This window comes from Pontibacter litorisediminis, assembly GCF_029360645.1.
In the GTDB taxonomy this organism is placed as follows: Bacteria; Bacteroidota; Bacteroidia; order Cytophagales; family Hymenobacteraceae; genus Pontibacter; species Pontibacter litorisediminis.
Map to the genome: position 1 here is coordinate 403,494 of NZ_JARDUA010000004.1, position 18,678 is coordinate 422,171.

The 18,678-nt window shown below is 54.6% G+C and carries 21 protein-coding genes; 12 read left to right on the plus strand and 9 right to left on the minus strand.

What is annotated here, in order from left to right:
* Positions 1-18: 18 nt before the first annotated feature.
* Positions 19-1,092: a dual-specificity RNA methyltransferase RlmN gene (rlmN, locus tag PXG97_RS15225; protein ID WP_276498638.1), complete on the plus strand. Its 1,074-nt coding sequence runs from the start codon at positions 19-21 to the stop codon at positions 1,090-1,092.
* 387 nt (positions 1,093-1,479) lie between these two features.
* Here rlmN and PXG97_RS15230 read toward each other — a convergent pair whose 3' ends face one another.
* A complete protein-coding gene (locus PXG97_RS15230; protein WP_276498639.1) occupies positions 1,480-2,442 on the minus strand; it encodes a YihY/virulence factor BrkB family protein in 963 nt (320 codons plus the stop codon).
* 131 nt (positions 2,443-2,573) lie between these two features.
* Here PXG97_RS15230 and PXG97_RS15235 point away from each other — a divergent pair, with 131 nt between their 5' ends.
* Positions 2,574-3,308: a DUF6503 family protein gene (locus tag PXG97_RS15235; RefSeq protein ID WP_276498640.1), complete on the plus strand. Its 735-nt coding sequence runs from the start codon at positions 2,574-2,576 to the stop codon at positions 3,306-3,308.
* A gap of 98 nt (positions 3,309-3,406) precedes the next feature.
* On the opposite strand, the gene PXG97_RS15240 is transcribed toward PXG97_RS15235, so the two are convergent.
* The 5 genes from PXG97_RS15240 to PXG97_RS15260 form a co-directional block, all read right to left on the minus strand.
* Positions 3,407-4,861, minus strand: a complete 1,455-nt coding sequence (locus tag PXG97_RS15240) for a DUF4403 family protein (protein WP_276498641.1) — start codon at positions 4,859-4,861, stop codon at positions 3,407-3,409.
* A gap of 87 nt (positions 4,862-4,948) precedes the next feature.
* Positions 4,949-5,272, minus strand: coding sequence for a thioredoxin family protein (locus PXG97_RS15245; protein ID WP_276498642.1), 324 nt, complete (start codon positions 5,270-5,272; stop codon positions 4,949-4,951).
* Positions 5,273-5,436: 164 nt separating this feature from the next.
* Positions 5,437-6,090, minus strand: coding sequence for a hypothetical protein (locus PXG97_RS15250; RefSeq protein ID WP_276498643.1), 654 nt, complete (start codon positions 6,088-6,090; stop codon positions 5,437-5,439).
* A gap of 44 nt (positions 6,091-6,134) precedes the next feature.
* Positions 6,135-6,878 (minus strand): DUF3891 family protein, encoded by a 744-nt coding sequence (locus PXG97_RS15255; RefSeq protein ID WP_276498644.1) that lies wholly within the window; start codon positions 6,876-6,878, stop codon positions 6,135-6,137.
* A gap of 724 nt (positions 6,879-7,602) precedes the next feature.
* Positions 7,603-8,577 carry an NAD-dependent epimerase/dehydratase family protein gene (locus PXG97_RS15260; protein WP_276498645.1) on the minus strand — a complete coding sequence of 325 codons (975 nt, stop codon included), beginning with the start codon at positions 8,575-8,577 and terminating at the stop codon, positions 7,603-7,605.
* Between the two features lie 368 nt (positions 8,578-8,945).
* Between PXG97_RS15260 and PXG97_RS15265 the strand changes: the two genes are divergently transcribed.
* From PXG97_RS15265 to PXG97_RS15280, 4 genes are all read left to right on the plus strand, one after another.
* Positions 8,946-10,142 (plus strand): hypothetical protein, encoded by a 1,197-nt coding sequence (locus PXG97_RS15265; RefSeq protein WP_276498646.1) that lies wholly within the window; start codon positions 8,946-8,948, stop codon positions 10,140-10,142.
* Between the two features lie 48 nt (positions 10,143-10,190).
* Positions 10,191-11,387 (plus strand): glycine C-acetyltransferase, encoded by a 1,197-nt coding sequence (kbl, locus tag PXG97_RS15270; RefSeq protein WP_276498647.1) that lies wholly within the window; start codon positions 10,191-10,193, stop codon positions 11,385-11,387.
* A gap of 96 nt (positions 11,388-11,483) precedes the next feature.
* Entirely contained in the window at positions 11,484-11,771 is a 288-nt protein-coding gene (locus PXG97_RS15275; RefSeq protein WP_276498648.1) for a hypothetical protein, read from the plus strand.
* Between the two features lie 3 nt (positions 11,772-11,774).
* Positions 11,775-11,981, plus strand: a complete 207-nt coding sequence (locus tag PXG97_RS15280; RefSeq protein WP_276498649.1) for a PLDc N-terminal domain-containing protein — start codon at positions 11,775-11,777, stop codon at positions 11,979-11,981.
* Positions 11,982-12,252: 271 nt separating this feature from the next.
* Here the strand turns inward: PXG97_RS15280 and cdaA are convergent, their stop codons facing one another.
* Together cdaA and folP are read right to left on the minus strand one after the other, a co-directional pair.
* Positions 12,253-13,092, minus strand: coding sequence for a diadenylate cyclase CdaA (gene cdaA, locus PXG97_RS15285; RefSeq protein ID WP_276498650.1), 840 nt, complete (start codon positions 13,090-13,092; stop codon positions 12,253-12,255).
* Positions 13,089-13,955: a dihydropteroate synthase gene (folP, locus tag PXG97_RS15290; protein WP_276498651.1), complete on the minus strand. Its 867-nt coding sequence runs from the start codon at positions 13,953-13,955 to the stop codon at positions 13,089-13,091. The genes cdaA and folP overlap by 4 nt, the downstream gene beginning before the upstream one ends.
* 35 nt (positions 13,956-13,990) lie before the next feature.
* Here folP and PXG97_RS15295 point away from each other — a divergent pair, with 35 nt between their 5' ends.
* From PXG97_RS15295 to PXG97_RS15310, 4 genes are all read left to right on the plus strand, one after another.
* Positions 13,991-14,545 carry a DUF1599 domain-containing protein gene (locus PXG97_RS15295; protein WP_276498652.1) on the plus strand — a complete coding sequence of 185 codons (555 nt, stop codon included), beginning with the start codon at positions 13,991-13,993 and terminating at the stop codon, positions 14,543-14,545.
* A gap of 114 nt (positions 14,546-14,659) precedes the next feature.
* The gene (locus PXG97_RS15300; protein WP_276498653.1) at positions 14,660-15,781 is read left to right on the plus strand and encodes a BT_3928 family protein; all 1,122 of its coding nucleotides are present in this window, start codon (positions 14,660-14,662) and stop codon (positions 15,779-15,781) included.
* Between the two features lie 77 nt (positions 15,782-15,858).
* Positions 15,859-16,365: a shikimate kinase gene (locus PXG97_RS15305; RefSeq protein ID WP_276498654.1), complete on the plus strand. Its 507-nt coding sequence runs from the start codon at positions 15,859-15,861 to the stop codon at positions 16,363-16,365.
* Between the two features lie 101 nt (positions 16,366-16,466).
* Positions 16,467-17,078: a sterol desaturase family protein gene (locus PXG97_RS15310; protein ID WP_276498655.1), complete on the plus strand. Its 612-nt coding sequence runs from the start codon at positions 16,467-16,469 to the stop codon at positions 17,076-17,078.
* A 77-nt stretch (positions 17,079-17,155) separates the two neighbouring features.
* Here PXG97_RS15310 and PXG97_RS15315 read toward each other — a convergent pair whose 3' ends face one another.
* Positions 17,156-17,326: a hypothetical protein gene (locus tag PXG97_RS15315; RefSeq protein ID WP_276498656.1), complete on the minus strand. Its 171-nt coding sequence runs from the start codon at positions 17,324-17,326 to the stop codon at positions 17,156-17,158.
* Positions 17,327-17,575: 249 nt separating this feature from the next.
* Between PXG97_RS15315 and PXG97_RS15320 the strand changes: the two genes are divergently transcribed.
* Positions 17,576-17,950 (plus strand): hypothetical protein, encoded by a 375-nt coding sequence (locus PXG97_RS15320; protein ID WP_276498657.1) that lies wholly within the window; start codon positions 17,576-17,578, stop codon positions 17,948-17,950.
* 111 nt (positions 17,951-18,061) lie between these two features.
* Positions 18,062-18,574, plus strand: coding sequence for a hypothetical protein (locus PXG97_RS15325; protein WP_276498658.1), 513 nt, complete (start codon positions 18,062-18,064; stop codon positions 18,572-18,574).
* Positions 18,575-18,678: the final 104 nt, after the last annotated feature.

Genomic DNA, 18,678 nt, shown 5'->3' on the forward strand with positions numbered 1-18,678 from the left:
TTTTTGTAATTTTGCAGTATGACTTTGATTGCAGACATAAATATCATCAACAAGAAGGACATCCGGAAGCTGACGCTGGACGACCTGAAGGCGTGGCTGGTGGAGAACGGAGAGAAGCCTTTCCGGGCCAAGCAGGTATACGAATGGCTCTGGAAGCACTCGGCCCAGTCGTTTGCGGAGATGAACAACGTGAGCCTGGCCCTGCGCGAGAAGCTGGAGCAGCACTTTGCCATTAACGCTGTGCAGGTGGCCACCGAGCAGCTGAGTAACGACGGCACGATCAAGTCTGCTTTTAAACTCTACGATAGCAATATTGTGGAGGGGGTGCTGATCCCGCATGACGAGCGCAAGACGGCCTGCGTGAGCAGCCAGGTAGGCTGCTCGCTTACCTGTAAGTTCTGCGCCACCGGCTACATGGACCGCGTGCGCAACCTCGACGCCGCCGAGATCTACGACCAGGTGGTGCGCATCAACGAGCAGAGCCTGCGCCAGTATGGCCAGCCGCTCACCAACATCGTGTACATGGGCATGGGCGAGCCAATGCTCAACTACGCCAACGTGATGAAAAGCATCGAGCGCATCACGGCGCACGATGGCCTGGGCATGGCCGCACGACGCATCACGGTAAGCACTGCTGGTATCGCCAAGCTGATCAAGAAAATGGCCGATGACGGGGTGAAGGCGAACCTGGCCCTGTCGCTGCACGCGGCCAACGACGAGAAGCGCAACCAGATCATGCCGATCAATGAGACAAACTCGCTGGAAGCCCTGAAGGATGCCCTGAAGCACTACCACCAGGTAACCGGCCGCAAGGTTACGTACGAGTACATCGTGTTCGATAACTTTAACGATACCCTGCAGGATGCCGAGGAGCTGCTGCGCTTCTCTAAGATCATCCCATGCAAGATTAACCTGATCGAGTATAACCCGATCGAGAACGCCGACTTTGTGAACACCGACGACGACCGCCTGCAGGCGTTTATCTACTACCTGGCCGATCGCGGCCTGCAGGTAAATGTGCGCCGCAGCCGTGGCAAGGATATCGACGCCGCCTGCGGGCAGCTAGCCGTGAAGGAGAAGCAGCCGGCGTAGTTTTACATGTCGTGCGTACGGGCTTAGGTAAGCCACATATAAGTATAAAACCGGCTTCTGCTCATACTTGTAGAAGCCGGTTTTATACTTTAAAGCTATACTGAGTTTGCTCTGCCTGGCGTAAGCGCCCGCTTGTGCCTTTCTTAGCCGCGGCTTCCTGTAAATGGACACAAGCTGTCCTAACTAGCTCCTGTTTATCCTCCAGCCCCACAAGCCAATCGTTGCATTTCATACTTTCTGCTCTCCAGCCCGAGAGGGCTCGTCCTGGGGGTAGGGGCCCTCGAAAAAGACATGGAGGGGGAGGGGCGGTTGGACCCGGTGCTGCGGGCAGTCACAAGGCTGTTTCCAGCTTGCATATAACGAGTGACAACCTACGAGCAAACGGAATCAAATCTCAAACCTACCCTCTGCCTTCGGCCTGCCGGTGCCTTCCAGTTCCCGGGGCTTGTCGGTGACCTCCCGCTCCTCTACAAACACGGCGTGTTCTTTAGGCGTAATGCGTTGGCCATACTTGCGGGCGTACTGCTGGGTAAACTCAGCCCCAAAGAACACGATCATAGACGAATAATAAATCCAAACCAGGATAAGGATGATGGAGCCGGCCGCCCCATAGGCTGAGCCGGGGTCGGAGGTGCCGATGTACCAGCTGATGAGGAACTTGCCGATGGTGAACAGTATGGCTGTGATCAGTGCCCCGATCAAGGTGTCTTTCCAGCGGATGTAGGCGTCGGGCAGGTACTTTAAGATGAGCGCGAACAGCAGCGTGATCAGCCCGATGGAGATAATGAAATCCAGCCCCTTTATCACCCAATAGCCTATGTCCGGTATCATGTCCGTGATGTAGTCGCTCAGAACGGATATGGCGGCGCTGATGACAAAGGAGATGAGCATGAGCAGCGAGATGCTCAGGATCAGGCCAAAAGAAAAAATGCGTTCCTTGGCCATGCGCAGGATACCGCTGGTGGGTTTCACTTTCAGGTTCCAGACGCTATTAAGCGACTGCTGCAGCGTAGCGAAGAAGGTGGTGGAGGCGAAGACAAGCGTACCGATACCCACCCACATGGCCCAGCCCGAGGATTCGGTGGTGCTGGCGTTCTGCACCATGGTCTGTATGGAGGAGGCCGCGTCGGGGCTGATCGCCGTGGAAGCCTCCTGCTCCAGCTTGCCTGAAACAGCTTCCTCGCCGAAAAAGAAGCCTGCCGCCTTGATTATGATAAGCAGCAGCGGCGGAATAGAGAAGATGGCGTTAAATGCCAGCGCCGCCGCTAGCCGAAGTGAGTTGGCATCCAGGAAGCCGTTCACGGAAGACTTTAGCAGCTGGAAAATTCCTTTAAGAGTATATCTGGCCATAGGCGGGTTTAGTCGTTAGTGGTATGGTTCTACACTACGCAGCGCGTCTGTAATGAGTTAATGCAGTTTTACCAGGAGCATCCTGTGCAGACATAAATGCGTACACGGGAGCAAAAACCAAACCTACGCCCATGCCCCTGCAACGCCTGCTTAAACCATTGCTCCTGTGCCTGCTGCTGCTCCCGCTCGCCTGCGCACAATCGCCCGAGGAAAAAGCCCAGCGCATAGCCCAGAAAGTAATAGAGAACATGGGTGGGGAGAAAGGCTGGAACGATACCCGCTACCTTGCCTGGACCTTTAACGACCAGTACCAGGTGTGGGATAAGCAGCAGCACCGCTTCCGCTGGGAGATGGACAGCCTGGTAGCCATTATCAGCACCGAGACCAAGGATGGCAAAGTATACGTGAGCGGGAAGGAACTACCGGCGGGGGAGGAGCGACAGAAGCTGCTGGAGCAGGCCTATGCCCTCTGGATAAACAACTCCTACTGGCTGGTGATGCCCTTTAAACTACTGGACCCCGGCGTAAACCTGACCTATGTGGGCGAGGAAGAAACCATGGATGGCGCCCCGGCGGATGTACTGGAAATGACCTTTGAGGAGGTGGGCCTGACGCCGCAGAACAAGTATAAAGTATGGGTAGACAAAGAGCAGGGGCTGGTAACGCAGTGGGCCTTCTTCCGGAATTACGAAGATGCCGCCCCCACCTTTACCCGCCGCTGGAGCAACTACCGCGACTACGGCAGCATAAAGCTGGCCAGCGACCGCAGCAATCCCCAAAGCGACTTTGAGCTGTTCCATATAGCCGTCCCGGCCAGGGTGCCGGAGAGGGTTTTTAACAGCCCCAAGCCAATTGGGAAACTCTGATTCCTGGTATGACAAAAGACTATTAGACAAAGGACAAAGGAGTTCACTTGCGAGGTAGAGTCGTTTGTCCTTTGTCAAGTAGTCTTTTGTCCAGAAAGCTAAAGCTTGTCTATGGTAGCGGTTAGCGTGCCCTTGGCGTTTACCACGGCCTTGATGCCATCCTGGGTCAGGTAAATATTGTCCGGGGAGATGTGGTTTATACTTCCGCGCAGCAGCACCGACTCGTGCACACGCCCCTGCTTGTCGAGCGTAGTCTGTAGCATTCTGCGGGCATTGTCCAGCTCGTGCTGCACCGGTATGTTTACCTGTTGCTGTATCATCTCCTCAAACTTGTTCTGGGCCAGCCAACTGGCGGCGCTCAGGATCTTGTCTTTTGTGTCGAGGTCGTAAGCCACATCGCGTACGCGGATGGACGCGGTCTCGGCATCGTAGTAAGGGGTGCCGCGCAAGTATACTTTGCCCTGGATCTTCTTCGTGAAAATACCCGCCTTGGTCTTGCCGTTCACGTCCAGCATCAGCACCAGTTGGTTGCCACCGGGCGTTATGGCCGCCTCGTTCACCGTTATCTCGCTCTTGCCGCCATCAAACGTATAGGTCTGCTTTGCCACCTGCTCCTGCAGCAGCTTGCTGGCGTGGTCGTAAGGTATGCTGGCTGTCAGCCCGATCTGGATGGCATCGCTCATGCGGCTGTCTACAACAAGCTTGGGCAGGTTTCTGTTTAGCTGCACCTGTGGCTTGCCATCGGTGGTAACGGTAATGTAGGAGGTGATGCCGAGGCGGGTGTTCAGGGTGCCGTTCTGGGCCAGCAGCGGGGCCATGCGGATCTCCTGCGGCACCACCGTGAGCCAGGCATTCAGGCCATCGTCCAGCTTTACGGGCTGCTGCAGCTGTTGCCATGCCTCCGACACATACTTTTTCACATCCACGCGGCTCTGCAGCTCCTTGTCCAGCTGCTTCGAGAGCGTGGCCATTTGCTGGCGCAGCGCCGGCTCCACGAACCGCGCCAACCCTATGCGCAAGGGCCCCAGTTCCAGTACCGGCTTGGTATTGCCCCACTCAAAGTCGCCGCTCGTCACGGTGCTGATCCTATAATCCTCCGTCAGTCCGATTTTGCTTTCGGTTTTAATGATCATATCGAAGGAGGTATCCTCCGTTTTGTCGATGGAAGGGCAGAGTTTGCAGGGGTCCCACTTCCAGCGGCCTTTGGCGTAGATGCGCAGCGGCACCGAGAAGTATACTTTGTCGCGCTCGGCGCGCATGCTCAGGCTGCCGTTCCGGGCCACAGTCACGGCCAGGTTGTCGTCGTTCAGGTTAGTGTCTCTGTAGAGGATGTCGGCAATCTCTTTATTGAGCTTATCCTCCAGGGCCGCCACGGAAACAGAAACAGGCACAGTGATGGATGAAAGCTGCGGCTTATAAGCGGGTATAGCCGAGGCGGTGGCGGCGGGTGCGGCCGTATTCAGTTTCTCGGTGCTGGAGCAGCCCGGTATGGCAAAGCCGCTGGCAACCAACAGGAGCAGCACAGGCAGTGTGCGAAAAGTTTTTAAAGTCACGGTTTTAGCTGTTTAAAAAGCGGCGCAAGGTAGCACAGGATTTTCATAACAGCTATAGGGCAAAGGTCGTTCCGAAAAAAAGGCAGGTCAGGAAAGCTGGAGCAGGCTGTGCAGCATCTCGCGCAGCTCAGTCTCGGTGGCCGCAATGCCGCAGTCGGCGAGCAGGCCGTTGTGGTAGGTGGCAAAAAACGGGGTGCCCTTCAGCCGCACCTCCCGGCTGGATACGGGGTTTTCCTTCGCGTTCATCCGCAGGAAGGAAACGTTTTTGAAAGCAGACTCTTCGGATATCTTCCTGTACTTGGGCTCCATTACCTTGCATATCGGGCAACCATCATCCGTAAACTTCACGATTACCCTGTCTCTTTCGAATATTAGTTTTCTTAGTTCGTTGTCGTTTGATTCTATTACCATTACAGTTCGTCTTACATTAAGGGCGCCACCGGCCACAGAAGTATAGACGAACTTTGGAGAATATGGGTTAAAGCAGATATTTGCCTGGGCTGGGAATGAGCGAGGAAATAAAAAAGAAGGGCAGCAAACTGAATTGCCGCCCTTGCTCCGGAAACCGCTTCTCTTTAGAAGGCAAAGCCAATCCTCAAGTTGCCATTCGTAAAGGTTCTGAAATCAAGTCCATGGTGCCCCTCTGAGTTGATGTTACGTGTAAAGTCATTTTTATACTTTACTTCCACATCGGCATAATTCAGGTAGCTTAAGCCTATGCCTGCCTCAAAGCCTACATAAAAGTTTTTTACAATATAGAGGTCCACTCCCGCAAGCCCGTTTACACCGGCAGAGAAGTAGGAGCGGTTGTAGTTGCCGTATACGCCAGGGGAGTCTGTCCCTTTCGCCTCCACCTGATCATCCTTATAGCTTTTGGTGCTAACGGCGATCGGGACCGCAAAGCCCAGGTACGGAGAGAGTCTTCTGTTTCCACCAAAATGCTTTTCGAAGCCAGGGGCAAAGCTCAAGGTAAGGTTAGAACTGCTAGCATCTTCAGCAGGCTGTGTGTAGCTGTAGGATATGCCTGTAGTGTAGCGTAGTGCCATTTGCTCAGACTTGAACTTGCGGAGCTTTATTTGTGTGGAGGGACCTCCGGAAAAGCTCAGGGTTGCTTCCAGGGTCTTGTTGCCGGCAACAGGTTTTAGGGTTTCTTCCTCTACAGTTTGTGCGTTTGCAGTAAATGAAAGGCCACAGGCAATAGCTAGCAGGTAAAGTTTGTTTTTTGACATGATTTGGATAAATTATTAGTATATCCAAATTTATTGCAATAGTGCTAAGTTATGCAGCGGGTGCTACAATTTAACTGCCACTTCTTATACTGCACCTTGGCCTGGTGCAACGCCTGCGCCAGATCAGCATCATCCTTAAACTGTAGTTGCTCCAGCACCCGGTACTCCACCTGCACTTCAAGTTGAGTTTGCGCAAAAGGCCAGGGTTCCACGTGTGCCGTTTCGTTTTGCAGTTGCTTTACAAAGTATACTTTATCATCAGGCCCCGTGGCGATTTCCAGCGCCCGCTCATCGGTGGGCAGCTCGTTGCGGCAAAATATAAGCGAGAAGCGGTCGCACCACTGCATGATGGTGTACGCCTGTTGGGCCTGTTTCTGAGTGATGCCGAGGCTGCGGCGGCAGTTTTGCTGTAGCTCCTGCTGCTCATCCAGAAAGGTATCGGTGCCTTTGCTCTCGCCACGGCGGCTCTCGTACAGGTAGCTCATGTGCAGGGAGGTGAGCAGCGCCACCCAGCGGCCCTGAAACCGCACCGCATGCATCAGCGCCTTGGCCTGCTCCAGCTTGTTGGGCTGCAGCATGAAATCAGCGGGCGCCCCGGCCGGTGTTAGCCCGTCTTTGCCGCGCCAGGTGCGCTGCCGGTTGTCGTGGTTGGCGATGGCTACCAGTGTTTCTACCCAATGGGGGCACTGCAGCTCCGGCCTTAGATGGTAGGCCAGCTCTGCAGCCAATATGCCGTGCGCCTGCTGGTAAATCACTTCCCAGCCTTGGGGTATCTGATTAACGATCATAGATCAGGATGTACGGGATTTGGGGAATAACGGGATGATACCGGCGAAAGATACATGCGGCGTGCTACGTATGTTGGTTAAGAACCTGAGCTGTTATCTGTAATAATGTGCAGGTGTTAGAGATGTGGCATGTTGGAAAAGGCTGTAGCTTAGACAGGTGACACCGGATATAACCACCCCTGCCCCTCCTTGTCTGAGGGGAGCCTGCAGCTGTCGTTGTACAAGTATAGATTTCATAGGCTCTGCTTTAACACCCCTGTCGTCCCCTCAAGGGGACAGTCGTAATAGCAGTAGCTATTGAAATGATCCCAGTCTTTGGGTTGAGCATCTTGTGAGATCCGGTGCCGCGTGAGCGGCAGCGCCCTGGCGCAGGAGGGAACACAGCGCGATGCCCTTATCGAGGGTTCCTACCCCCAGGACGAGCCCTCTCGGGCTGGAGAGCACCAAAGCCAGAGATGAAACGAGCAGGATGTAAAGCCGTGGATGAACAGGGGCTAGAAAAGATAGCTTGGTTCCAGTTGCAGGAAGCAGCGGCAACAGAGAAAGCACGAGCTACAAGCTCGCGCTAGCAGATGGGAAGCAGTGGCTATGAAAGTATAGCCTAGGATCATAAAAAGGCACGAGCTGCAAACTTCCGCCAGCAAAGGGTAAACCCTCCATACTAAACGAAAAAGGCGATGCTGCTGCACCGCCTTCTCCTGTGGTTTATACTTTAAAACCGATGCTATACCGCCTGCTCCTGCTTCATCTTTTTCAGGTTCACCAGCATGTCCTCAGTCATGGCGTCTAAATCATAAGCCGGGTTCCAGCCCCAATCCTGCTGGGCGGCGCTGTCGTCTATGCTTTGTGGCCACGAGTCGGCTATTTTCTGGCGCGAGTCGGGCTTGTAGGTGATCTCAAAATCCGGGATATGTTTTTTGATGGAGGCGGCAATCTCCTTCGGAGAGAAGCTCATGGCGCTTAGGTTGTAGGAGTCGCGCACTTTTATACTTTCTGCCGGCGCGTGCATCAGGTCCAGTGTCGCCTTGAGGGCGTCCGGCATGTACATCATCGGCAGGTAGGTGTTTTCGCTCAGGAAGCACTCGAACGTCTCGCCCTCCAGCGCCTTGTGGTAAATGTCCACGGCATAATCCGTTGTGCCGCCGCCTGGCAAGGCTTTGTAACCGATCAGGCCGGGGTAGCGGAGGCTGCGCACGTCCAGGCCATACTTCTGAAAGTAGTACTCGCACCAGCGCTCACCAGCCTGCTTGCTGATGCCGTAAACCGTGTTGGGATCCATAACCGTTTGCTGCGGCGTATGTTGGCGCGGCGTGCTTGGGCCAAAAACAGCGATAGAGCTTGGCCAGTACACACGGCCCACTTTCTGCTCCAGGGCCAGGTCCAGCACGTTAAAGAGGCCGTCCATGTTCAGCTTCCAGGCAAACTTAGGGTTCTTCTCACCTGTAGCCGACAGTACAGCCGCCAGGTGGTAAATTTGCTTGAATTTATACTTGGAGGCCAGCCCCGCCAACACATTTGTGTCCAGCACATCCACCTTCTCAAAAGGGCCTGAGTCGCGCAGGTCGGCTTGCTTGGGCGGGGCAATGTCTGCAGCCACCACGTTTGCATCCCCGTACATCTTGCGCAGCTCCATTGTCAGTTCAGAGCCCAGCTGCCCGCAGGCACCAATCACCAATACCGTATCACTTGTGTTTGCCATAGCGAATAAAAATCTTTGCACAAAGTAACCGAATTCGGTGCAATCCTGAAAATATACTTCGGAAGAAACCTGGGGCCACGGCAAGTATAAAAGAAGAGAGGCCACGGACTATGGTCTGGGGCCTCTCGTCAACCTAATCTAAACTAATCTTTATCTCACCTTGCAACAAAGGTAAACCGGCTTTAGGCGTTGTGAAAGAGGGGCGGGCAGACTTAATGATTACATAAACAGCCGTAAACTATCGGTAACCTTAAACCGGCGCGGCGGGTGGATTTTCTTATATTTGTAAGGATGGCGGCACAATACGGCGCACAGATAGCCAATTTAAGCCTGAAAACGTAACTTGCGGCACCAAAGGCCTGTAACGTATGACATTTGAGGAGTTTCTGGTAAAAAAGCGGATTAACAAAGCGGCCTTTGCGGCGGCTGAACCGGCGCGCTTTGCGGCGTGGCAGGAGATGTACGCCCAGATGCACCCCAACAGCTTTCTGGTGCAGGTGAAGATGGTGGTAAATAATGTGCGCCTGCGCTATCACCTGGCCGAGGCGGACATGCCGAAGCAGGAGCCAGCAGCGGCGCGTCCGGCCGCCGTGCGCAGGGCTGTTGCGCCTAAGCCTGCGGCTGAGGAAGCCGCCGCTCCGGCTGCAGCAGCCGAAGAGAGCACGCCTAAGCCACGGCCCGTGGTGCGCCGGCCTGCCGCCATGCAAAAACCTGCAGCGGGTGAGGTTACCGAAAAGCCGGCTGCGGCAGAGACAGGAGGCGAAGAGGCCAAGCCGGCCACACGCCCAAGGCCAGTGGTAAAGCGGCCGGTTATACCCAAGCCTGCGGCAGAAGGAGCGGAAGATGCGGCGAAACCAGAGGAGGCCGCACCAGCCGCACGCCCGCGGCCGGTCATCAAGCGCCCTGCTGCGTTACAACCGCCGGAGGGGGAACGTGCTGCTGCCACACCATCAGGGGAAAGTATACAACCAGCTGACGGAGAAGCGCCAGCAGCCAAGCCCGCCCGACCAAGGCCGGTGATAAAGCGACCAGCCGCCCTGCAGCAGCCTAAACCGGAGGAGGAACAGCGGGAGCAGACTCCGGAAGCAGTTCCGGAGGATAAACCGAAACCGCCAAGGCCGCGTCCGGTTATCAAAAGGCCAGTTGCCTTGCAGCCACCGGAAGAGGAGCAGCCACAGCCGGCGGAGACACCAGCACCGCCAGCCGAAGGGGACGCAGCAAAGGCACCGCACCCAAGGCCGGTGATAAAACGCCCGGTAGCGCTGCAAAAACCAAAGGAGGAGGAGGAGCAAAGCATGCCTGTGGCACCAGCGCCTGAAGCAGAGGATACGCCCAAACCTCCGCGCCCGCGGCCTGTTATCAAGCGCCCTGTGGCCCTACAGCAGCCGCCTGCCGGGGCATCCGAAGCAAAAGAAGATCCAGGTATAAATCCGCCAGAAGAGGAGGCGGGGCTGCCGCCTAAGGAGACGGAGGGGCAGCCAAAACCAAAGCCGCCACGGCCACGGCCCATTATGAGCCGGCCACCGCCAACACCCGATGAGACTGGCGACGCCACAGGTCTTTAGAGCAATACTTTAAGAGAACAACGAGCAACGTATAACGATAAACGAAAAATGTACGAGACCTTAAAACCAGACTTAGAGCAGCAGCTTGCCGAGATAAAAGAGGCAGGTTTGTATAAGCAGGAGCGTATCATCACCACCCCGCAGGGCGCTGACATTGATACCACGCAGATGCACCACGTGCTTAACTTCTGCGCCAATAACTACCTGGGCCTGTCGGCGCACCCGAAGGTGATAGAGGCGGCCAAGCAGGCCATTGAAACGCACGGCTACGGCATGAGCTCCGTGCGCTTTATCTGCGGCACCCAGGACATCCACAAGGAGCTGGAGCGTAAGATATCTGAGTTCCTTGGCACAGAGGACACCATCCTTTACGCCGCCGCCTTCGACGCCAACGGTGGCGTGTTCGAGCCGTTGTTCGATGCGGAATCGGCCATCATCTCCGATGCCCTGAACCATGCCTCCATCATTGATGGCGTGCGTCTGTGCAAGGCCAAGCGTTTCCGCTACGAGCACAACGACATGGCCGACCTGGAGGCGAAACTGCAGGAGGCCGTGGCTGCCAACACCAAGCACCGCATCATCGTAACGGATGGCTCCTTCTCGATGGACGGTACGATTGCTCAGCTAGATAAAATTGTGGCACTGGCCGATAAATATAATGCCTTGGTTATGGTGGATGACTCCCACTCCACCGGTTTTATGGGCAAGACCGGCCGTGGCGTGCACGAGTACCACAACGTAATGGGTAAGGTGGATATCATCACCGGTACGCTGGGCAAGGCCCTTGGCGGCGCGATGGGCGGCTTTACCTCGGGCCACAAAGAGATCATAGACATGCTGCGGCAGCGCTCGCGCCCGTACCTGTTCTCCAACTCCCTGGCTCCGTCTATCGTGGGTGCCTCCATTGCCGTGCTGGATATGCTGAGCTCCACCACCGAGCTGCGCGACAAACTGGAGTGGAACACGAAGTATTTCCGTGAGCAGATCACGCTGGCAGGCTTTGACATCAAGCCAGGCGACCACCCAATTGTGCCTGTGATGTTGTATGATGCCCCGCTGGCGCAGGAGTTCGCCGCCCGCATGCTGGACAAAGGCATCTACGTGATTGGCTTCTACTACCCGGTGGTGCCAAAGGGCCAGGCCCGCATCCGTGTGCAGTTATCGGCCGTGCATGACAAAGAGCACATCGACAAGTGTATTGCCGCCTTCGTGGAGGTTGGCAGAGAGCTGGGCGTGATCAAGTAAGTATAAGCCCAGTACAAAGTATAGAAAAGCCACTCCTGCTATGGGAGTGGCTTTATTTTTTCCTAACTTGTACCAAACTCAGGATAAATCAGAAGTATGAACAATATAAAGATAAAGCCGGGGCAGGTGTTGTTGGGTACGGTGCTGTCGTGGATGGTGATCTCGTTTCTGGCCTATACGACGGCGGGTGTTCGCGGAGAGGCTGATATTGTGTACACGCTGCTCCAGATCACGTTCTACTTCTCGCTGCTGCTGTCGGTAGAGGCGTACCTGAGCATGCTGCTGAACCCGCAGTGGACGCGCGTGCATTTCGGCACCATTCTGCTGCTGATCGCGCCGGCGCTGCTGTACCTGATGTGGTTTATAAGCGAAACCTTGTTCTAGCCGATGGAGTTGCTTGCCCGTAACCCTGCCATTTTCCTGCTGGTCACGCTCAACTACCTGCTGGTGGCCATTGCCCTTATTCACCTCATCTTTAAGTCTGATTACCCTGTTGGCTCACGCCTAATCTGGATGGCCATACTGTGGCTGGTGCCTGCACTCGGCATCGCGGCCTATTGGCTGGTATGGTACAGGAAAGAGGGAAGGATTTAATAAAAGTATGAATGCCTGGCGCCGGTACCCACCCGGTGACGCGCAGTGGATGGCACGTATCCAGACCTGCTTGTGCTGCACCATGGCAAATCCCTCAGTCCTGTAGATGTGCCTTCAGTAATTCCTTGTTGGTGCGAGCTTGCAGCCCCAAGCGCTTCTTATTGCTATGTAGCCAGGAACTCCAGGTTTTATTTTGCGGCTCTGACAATTGCATATGGGCGGCAGCGAAAGTACGCTACACTAGAAACTGCCTTCCTAAGTATAAAAAACCCTACGCGGCGCTAACCGATTTCTCCGATACGGCGGCGGCTGGTTTCTGATCGGTGTCGAACAGGAACTGGTTGAGCTTTACGCGCAGGTCGGCGGAGGAGAGGTTGCGGTAGGCCTCGCCGTTGCGTACCAGCGCGATCTGCCCTGTCTCCTCCGATACCACCAGCACAATGCTGTCGGTGATTTCTGTGAGGCCGATGGCGGCGCGGTGGCGCAGGCCCATAGAGGCCGGGATGTCTTGGTTCTCCGACACCGGAAGTATGCAGCGGGCAGCCTTGATGCGGTTGCCGGAGATGATTACGGCCCCATCGTGCAGCGGGCTATGCTTGTTAAAGATCGACATGAGCAAGCGCTTGGAGATCACGGCATCAATCAGGTCGCCAGACTCGGCATAGTACTTAAGCTCGGAGCTTTTGGCAAACACGATCAGCGCCCCTGTGTTCTTGCCGGCCAGAGTTTTGGCCGCCTCGATAAACGGTGTCAGGCTCAGTTTCTCGCTCTGCTCGCGGCGCCACGGAAAGCCCCAGAAGCGGTCGTGGTTAAGGGAGGTGGTTTTGCCGATGAGCAGCAGGAAGCGCCGGATCTCAGGCTGGAAAAGTATAATGGCGGCCAGCACGCCCACGCCCATGAATTGCCCGAGAATAATGGTCAGGAGCTCCATGCCCGCAGCGCGCACCACCAGGTACAGCAGGTACACCGACAGCAGGCCCAGGAAGATCTTCAGCGCCACACTGCCGGTCAATAGCTTGTACAGTTGGTACAGCAGTACCGTTACGAGCAGGATATCTATAATCTCGATCCACCCTATCTCTAAAAAACCTATGCTGAATAAGAATATCAAAGTTTCGTTTTCTCTAAAAGTATAACGGTTTGCTTAGCTTCTTTTACGTCGTGCACCCGCAAAATGTCGGCACCTTTCATCAACGCTACCGTGTTCACGGCTATTGTACCGGTTAAGGCATCGGCCTGGTGTATGTCCAGCGATTTGTAGACCATGGATTTGCGCGACATGCCGGCCAGTACCGGTAGCCCGAAGATACGGAAATCATCCAAGCGGCGCAGCAGTTCAAAATTCTGCGCCACGGTTTTAGCGAAGCCGAAACCAGGGTCCAGGATCACGTCCTTTACGCCGAGTTGCTGCAGCTTGGCCAGCTGCCCCTGCAGTTCGTCTATGACATCCACCACCAAATTATCATACTTTGTAAGGGTGTCCATGGTTTGCGGCGTGCCGCGCATGTGCATCAGGATGTAGGGCACCTGCAGCCGGGCAACGGTCTGGAACATGGCTTCGTCCAAAAGCCCGCCGCCCACGTCGTTGATGAGGTGCGCGCCGGCGGCTACACTGGCCTCGGCTACACTTGCCCTAAAAGTGTCTACGGAAATAACGGCCTCGGGGAAGCGTTGAAGTATGGCCTCAATGGCCGGTAAAATGCGGTCCTGCTCCTCCTGTGCCGATACTTCTGCGGCGCCCGGGCGCGTACTGTAACCGCCAATATCCAGTATGTCGGCGCCGTCTGCCAGCATTTGCTCCGCTTTGCGCACGGCCTCCTCAGAGGAGTTCAGGCGGCTGCCAGGGTAGAAAGAATCCGGGGTCAGGTTCAGGATGCCCATTACGAGCGGCACCTCCAGCGAGAGCAGCTTTCCGCGGCAGTTTAGTGTGGATTTTTTCTTAAAAAGCGTATCTTTCGCTTCCAATGTTGGCATGTAAGTCAATTGTTTTTAAAATTAAAGCTAAAAAGTTGATTAGTCAAACACTGCAGGAATATAATCAGGTAGTACAGCGCTGCAAGGATACCTTCGTGAAGAAGACCAAGGATTACGGCACCGCCTGGCGCGTGCTGCGGCTGCCTTCCATCACCGATCAGATCTTTATCAAGGCCCAACGCATCCGCTCTATCCAGGAAAAAGGCAAACAACTGGTGGCGGACGATATCAACGGCGAGTTTGTGGGTATCATCAACTACTGTGTGATCGCGCTGATGCAGCTCAACCTGCCTGCCGACGCCCCGCTGAGCCTATCGGCAGCGGAGGTGGAGCGGGAGTACGCCCGCCACATTGAGGAGAACATCCAGCTGCTGAACGCCAAGAACCACGACTATGGCGAGGCCTGGCGCGATATGCGCGTGAGCTCCATCACCGATATTATCCTGATGAAGCTCTACCGCACCAAGCAGATAGAGGATAACGAGGGGCAGACGCTGATTTCGGAGGGCGTGGAGGCCAACTACCGCGACATGATCAACTACGCCGTGTTTGCGCTCATCAAGTCTGGATTTGCGGAGAAGGTCGGTTAAAGGAAGTTCGAGCTACAAGCCCGCACCGGCGCTGGGTGGTTGGATACCCAACTATAGCCTCCCAAACTTTCTGACTCCTAAACTCTTTAACTCTCAAACTCTCTAACTCATAAAATGAAGTTCATAAGCAAGTTCTTTTGGCTGTTTGTAGGGGTGCTGTTCATCTTCTCGGGGCTGATCAAGATAAACGACCCGGTGGGAACGGCTATCAAGCTGGAGGAGTATTTCGAGGTGTTCTCGCAGGACATCGCGCCCTTCTTCAAGAGCTTTGAGCCATACTCGCTGTTCCTGTCCATTTTCCTGAGCGCGGCCGAGATCATGCTGGGGGTGGCGTTGCTCGTGCGGTTCAAACTCAAAGCGGTGCTATGGCTGCTGCTTGCCATGATCGTGTTCTTCACCTTTCTTACCTTTTACTCGGCCTACTTTAACAAAGTAACCGACTGCGGCTGCTTCGGCGATGCCATCAAGCTGACGCCGTGGGAGTCGTTTACCAAGGACGTGGTGCTGCTGGTGATGATTGTGGTGCTGCTGCTTACGCAGCGGTACCTGGAGCCGTTCATGCGCGCCTCTTCCGGGGCTATTATCACCATAATCGTGGCGGCGCTGTCGGTGGCGGTGGGTTGGTATGCCTACGAGCACCTGCCCTACATCGATTTCAGAGCCTACAAAGTGGGCAACAGCATCCCGACGCTCATGAAGCCATCGGAGCCGCTGCGCTACAAGTACATCATGACCAAGAACGGGCAGGACGAGGAGTTTGAGGAGTATCCGATGGACACCACCTATACTTTTAAGGAAATGGTGGCGGTAAATCCGGAAGCCGGCCCCAAAATCACGGACTTTAACGTGTGGAACGACGAAGGCGACCACACCCAGGAGGTGCTGACAGGCAAGAAGCTGCTTATTATTGTGCACAACGTGGCGAAGGCCGAGCAGGATAACTTCGGGGACATAAACGCGCTGGTGAAAGCCGCAGAGGCAGCTGGTGTCGCGCCCATAGCTGTTACCAGCAGCAGTGCGGCCGACTTTGAGAAGTTCCGCCACGAGGTGAACCTGGCCGCGCCGTACTACTTCGGCGACGGAACCGTGCTCAAGACCATCATCCGTTCTAACCCTGGCCTCGTGCTGCTGCAAGACGGCACCGTGAAAGGCAAGTGGCACCACAACGATACCCCGGATATAGAGGAGGTGAAAGAGGCGCTGGCAGAGGAAGGGACGTTGTCTGCTGGCTTGTAACCGTTGGTGCTGTGAGAGGATGATGGATCATACCTTGTCAGCCAGTAATTTCCTTTAACCTCTATAATGTTAGTGCTGTGCGGATTTTCCTGATAGGCATGATGGGCAGTGGCAAGACCACCCTGGGCCGGCAACTGGCCGAGCAAATCTCCTGCACGTTCGTGGACCTGGACGAGTACCTGGTGCAGCGACAGGGGCAAAGCATTGCGCAGATTTTTGAGCAGCAGGGGCAGGAGCATTTCCGGAGGCTGGAGCGGCAGGCGCTGGAGGAGGTGGTACAGGCCCACGGGCAGGCCGTTATTTCTACCGGCGGCGGCGCCCCCTGCTTTTTTGATAACATCGATTACATTAACCAGCATGGCACCAGTGTGTACCTGGAGGTACCGGTGGAGCAACTGGTGCAGAGGTTATTAAGCCAGGGGCTGGTGGAGCGGCCGCTGTTGGTGGGTAAGAGCCCCGCAGAATTAAATTCCTTCCTTGTCGAAACATTAACCGCGCGAAAGCAGTTCTACGAACGCGCAGCCTATACTTTGAGCGGCAATAACGCCTCCGCCCAAAGGGTTTTGCGCCTGCTCAACTTATAGCAGACACACCTCGTTAATAGCATTACACTTGCGGCAATTTGTGGCCGCACTCTAAAATTTAAGTAGTTTTGCAGCGTTAACTGAAACAGCAAAATCTAACTATGAAGCCTAATCACAAAGGAAGCGCACAGCTTTTCAAGAACCCGATTCTGGAGAAGATGACCAGAACGCATATTGCCATACCTATCAGTATCTTCCTGGCTATCGCCATTGGCCTGATCTACTACGGCATCACGTATGGTTTTATTAATATCATTGAGGCCATTGGTTTCTTCTTCCTGGGTTGGTTTATCTTCACCCTGATCGAATATCTGGCGCACCGTTATGTATTCCATATGGATACAGACACGCCCCTGAAGGCCCGCCTGCAGTACCTGTTCCACGGCAACCACCACGAGTACCCAAAGGACAAGAAGCGCCTGGCCATGCCACCGGTGGTGAGTATCCTTTACTCCTCGGCCTTCTTCTTTATTTTTAAAGTGATCTTCGGAACCTTTGTGTTTGGTGTGGTAGCCGGTGTGCTGTTTGGCTACGCCATGTACCTGTTGGTGCATTACGTGGTGCACGCGTACCCGCCGCCAAAGAACTTCCTGAAACAGCTTTGGATCAACCACAGCATTCACCACTACAAAGATCCTGAAGCCGCTTTCGGCGTGTCCTCACCGCTCTGGGATTATATCCTGGGCACCATGCCGAAACGCTCGAACAAGTAATAACCTGCTGCCTAAGTATAAAAATATAAAAAGGAGCCCCTTGGGGCTCCTTTTCTTTTGTGGGCAGCGTAACTCCGCTATCTTCTGAATTTGCGGAACAACCAGGTGATCAGCAGTACGATCAGCACGATAATGATCAGTGCTATCCACATGCCTGCTTCAAAGATATCTCCCACCACCTCGCAGCTGCTCATGGTAAAGGTCAGCAGCACGAGCACGGCCATCAGATACGGTTTTATATTTTTCATAGTTTTATACTTTGGTTCGTGCACTGGCCATCCATAAATATGGCAACAAGGGAGCCAGTGCGAAACATGATAATATCGCCATTTATAAGTACTGGAAATCTGTGGAAAAGGTTAGCGGGCAAGCATGTCGCAGCGGCGGCGCTTTCACCGCTAGCCATTAGCTGCCAGCGTGGTGCAGGAGGCGGAGAGATGTAAATTTATATGGAGCCAAGGCAGCAAAGTATGCTGCTAACTGCTTAAATTTGAGGCGTGAGAAATCCTGCAAAATATGTACTGCTTCTGTTCGCCCTTGTGCTCAGCTATGCTGGCGCACAGGTAGGCAGCGGTGGCGATGCATCGCAGGTGCTATCCTGGCAAGCCAGGGACGAGGCGCCTCAGGGCAGTTTGTCTGGCGTGGAGCAGCGCAAGTCGCCCGGCCTGCAACAGACAGAGGAACAGGTAAGCCTCATCAACCATTTCCCCTCGCCCCCTTCCAAGCACCAGCACCACGGCTTTGCCGCTAACCTGCAGGCATTCGAAGTAAGGCTGCAGGCTATAGCGCTGCAGTATATGTGGCGCGCAAAGGCCATTTGCCGGGGCTTAACCAGCAGCGAGATTATTTTCCCTTTCCACTACTTCTGGTAATCCACTTATAATTCTTGTTTGGCTGTGCCTGGCACCGCCATTTTAAAGCCATGCGGGCATGCTGTTGCGTGCCCTGCTGTGGTACAGTGTGTTTTTAAAAGAATAATAAGAATGAATTTATCAACAATCATTATCGGAGTGGTTTCTGTGGCGCTGTTCGTGGTGCCTATTTTATACGTTCAGCGAAAGCAGAAGAGCAGAACAGCAAAGCTGCTGAGCGACTTCCTGCGCCTGGGAGAATCGAGGCAGCTAAGAGTAACGAAGCACGAACTTTGGAACGACTGCTATGGTATTGGCCTGGATGAAGGGCAGAAGAAGCTGTTTTATGTGAGTACACGCAACAGCAACGAGCAGCAGCTGTTGGTAAACCTGCTTGATCTAAAGAAGAGTACTGTCGCCAGCGTACGAAGAGAGGTGAACGGCAGCAAAATAATAGACCAGGTTGGGCTGCGGTTAACGCCCCGCGAGGGAAAAGAGCTGTACCTTGAGTTCTACAACAAGGAGGAGAACCTGAACATGAGCGGAGAGCTTCAGCTGGCCGAGAAGTGGAATGGGCTCATAAGCGGCAGCATTGCGGCGGCCACAGTGGCAGGCACAGCTCCTGAGAGGACAATCCCAGCTTAACAATAAAGCCTAAGCCATACTTTGAAAAGGACCGGAAGCCATGCTTCCGGTCCTTTTTTGCTATAGGTCTGTTATTATGCTGTTTTGTCCATTATAATCATTGT

Bases quoted from the DNA above. Each gene is read 5' to 3' on its own strand.
- rlmN (WP_276498638.1), top strand. From the start codon at position 19: ATGACTTTGATTGCAGACATAAATATCATCAACAAGAAGGACATCCGG.
- PXG97_RS15230 (WP_276498639.1), bottom strand. From the start codon at position 2,442: ATGGCCAGATATACTCTTAAAGGAATTTTCCAGCTGCTAAAGTCTTCC.
- PXG97_RS15235 (WP_276498640.1), top strand. From the start codon at position 2,574: ATGCCCCTGCAACGCCTGCTTAAACCATTGCTCCTGTGCCTGCTGCTG.
- PXG97_RS15245 (WP_276498642.1), bottom strand. From the start codon at position 5,272: ATGGTAATAGAATCAAACGACAACGAACTAAGAAAACTAATATTCGAA.
- PXG97_RS15250 (WP_276498643.1), bottom strand. From the start codon at position 6,090: ATGTCAAAAAACAAACTTTACCTGCTAGCTATTGCCTGTGGCCTTTCA.
- PXG97_RS15255 (WP_276498644.1), bottom strand. From the start codon at position 6,878: ATGATCGTTAATCAGATACCCCAAGGCTGGGAAGTGATTTACCAGCAG.
- PXG97_RS15260 (WP_276498645.1), bottom strand. From the start codon at position 8,577: ATGGCAAACACAAGTGATACGGTATTGGTGATTGGTGCCTGCGGGCAG.
- PXG97_RS15265 (WP_276498646.1), top strand. From the start codon at position 8,946: ATGACATTTGAGGAGTTTCTGGTAAAAAAGCGGATTAACAAAGCGGCC.
- kbl (WP_276498647.1), top strand. From the start codon at position 10,191: ATGTACGAGACCTTAAAACCAGACTTAGAGCAGCAGCTTGCCGAGATA.
- PXG97_RS15275 (WP_276498648.1), top strand. From the start codon at position 11,484: ATGAACAATATAAAGATAAAGCCGGGGCAGGTGTTGTTGGGTACGGTG.
- PXG97_RS15280 (WP_276498649.1), top strand. From the start codon at position 11,775: ATGGAGTTGCTTGCCCGTAACCCTGCCATTTTCCTGCTGGTCACGCTC.
- folP (WP_276498651.1), bottom strand. From the start codon at position 13,955: ATGCCAACATTGGAAGCGAAAGATACGCTTTTTAAGAAAAAATCCACA.
- PXG97_RS15300 (WP_276498653.1), top strand. From the start codon at position 14,660: ATGAAGTTCATAAGCAAGTTCTTTTGGCTGTTTGTAGGGGTGCTGTTC.
- PXG97_RS15310 (WP_276498655.1), top strand. From the start codon at position 16,467: ATGAAGCCTAATCACAAAGGAAGCGCACAGCTTTTCAAGAACCCGATT.
- PXG97_RS15315 (WP_276498656.1), bottom strand. From the start codon at position 17,326: ATGAAAAATATAAAACCGTATCTGATGGCCGTGCTCGTGCTGCTGACC.
- PXG97_RS15325 (WP_276498658.1), top strand. From the start codon at position 18,062: ATGAATTTATCAACAATCATTATCGGAGTGGTTTCTGTGGCGCTGTTC.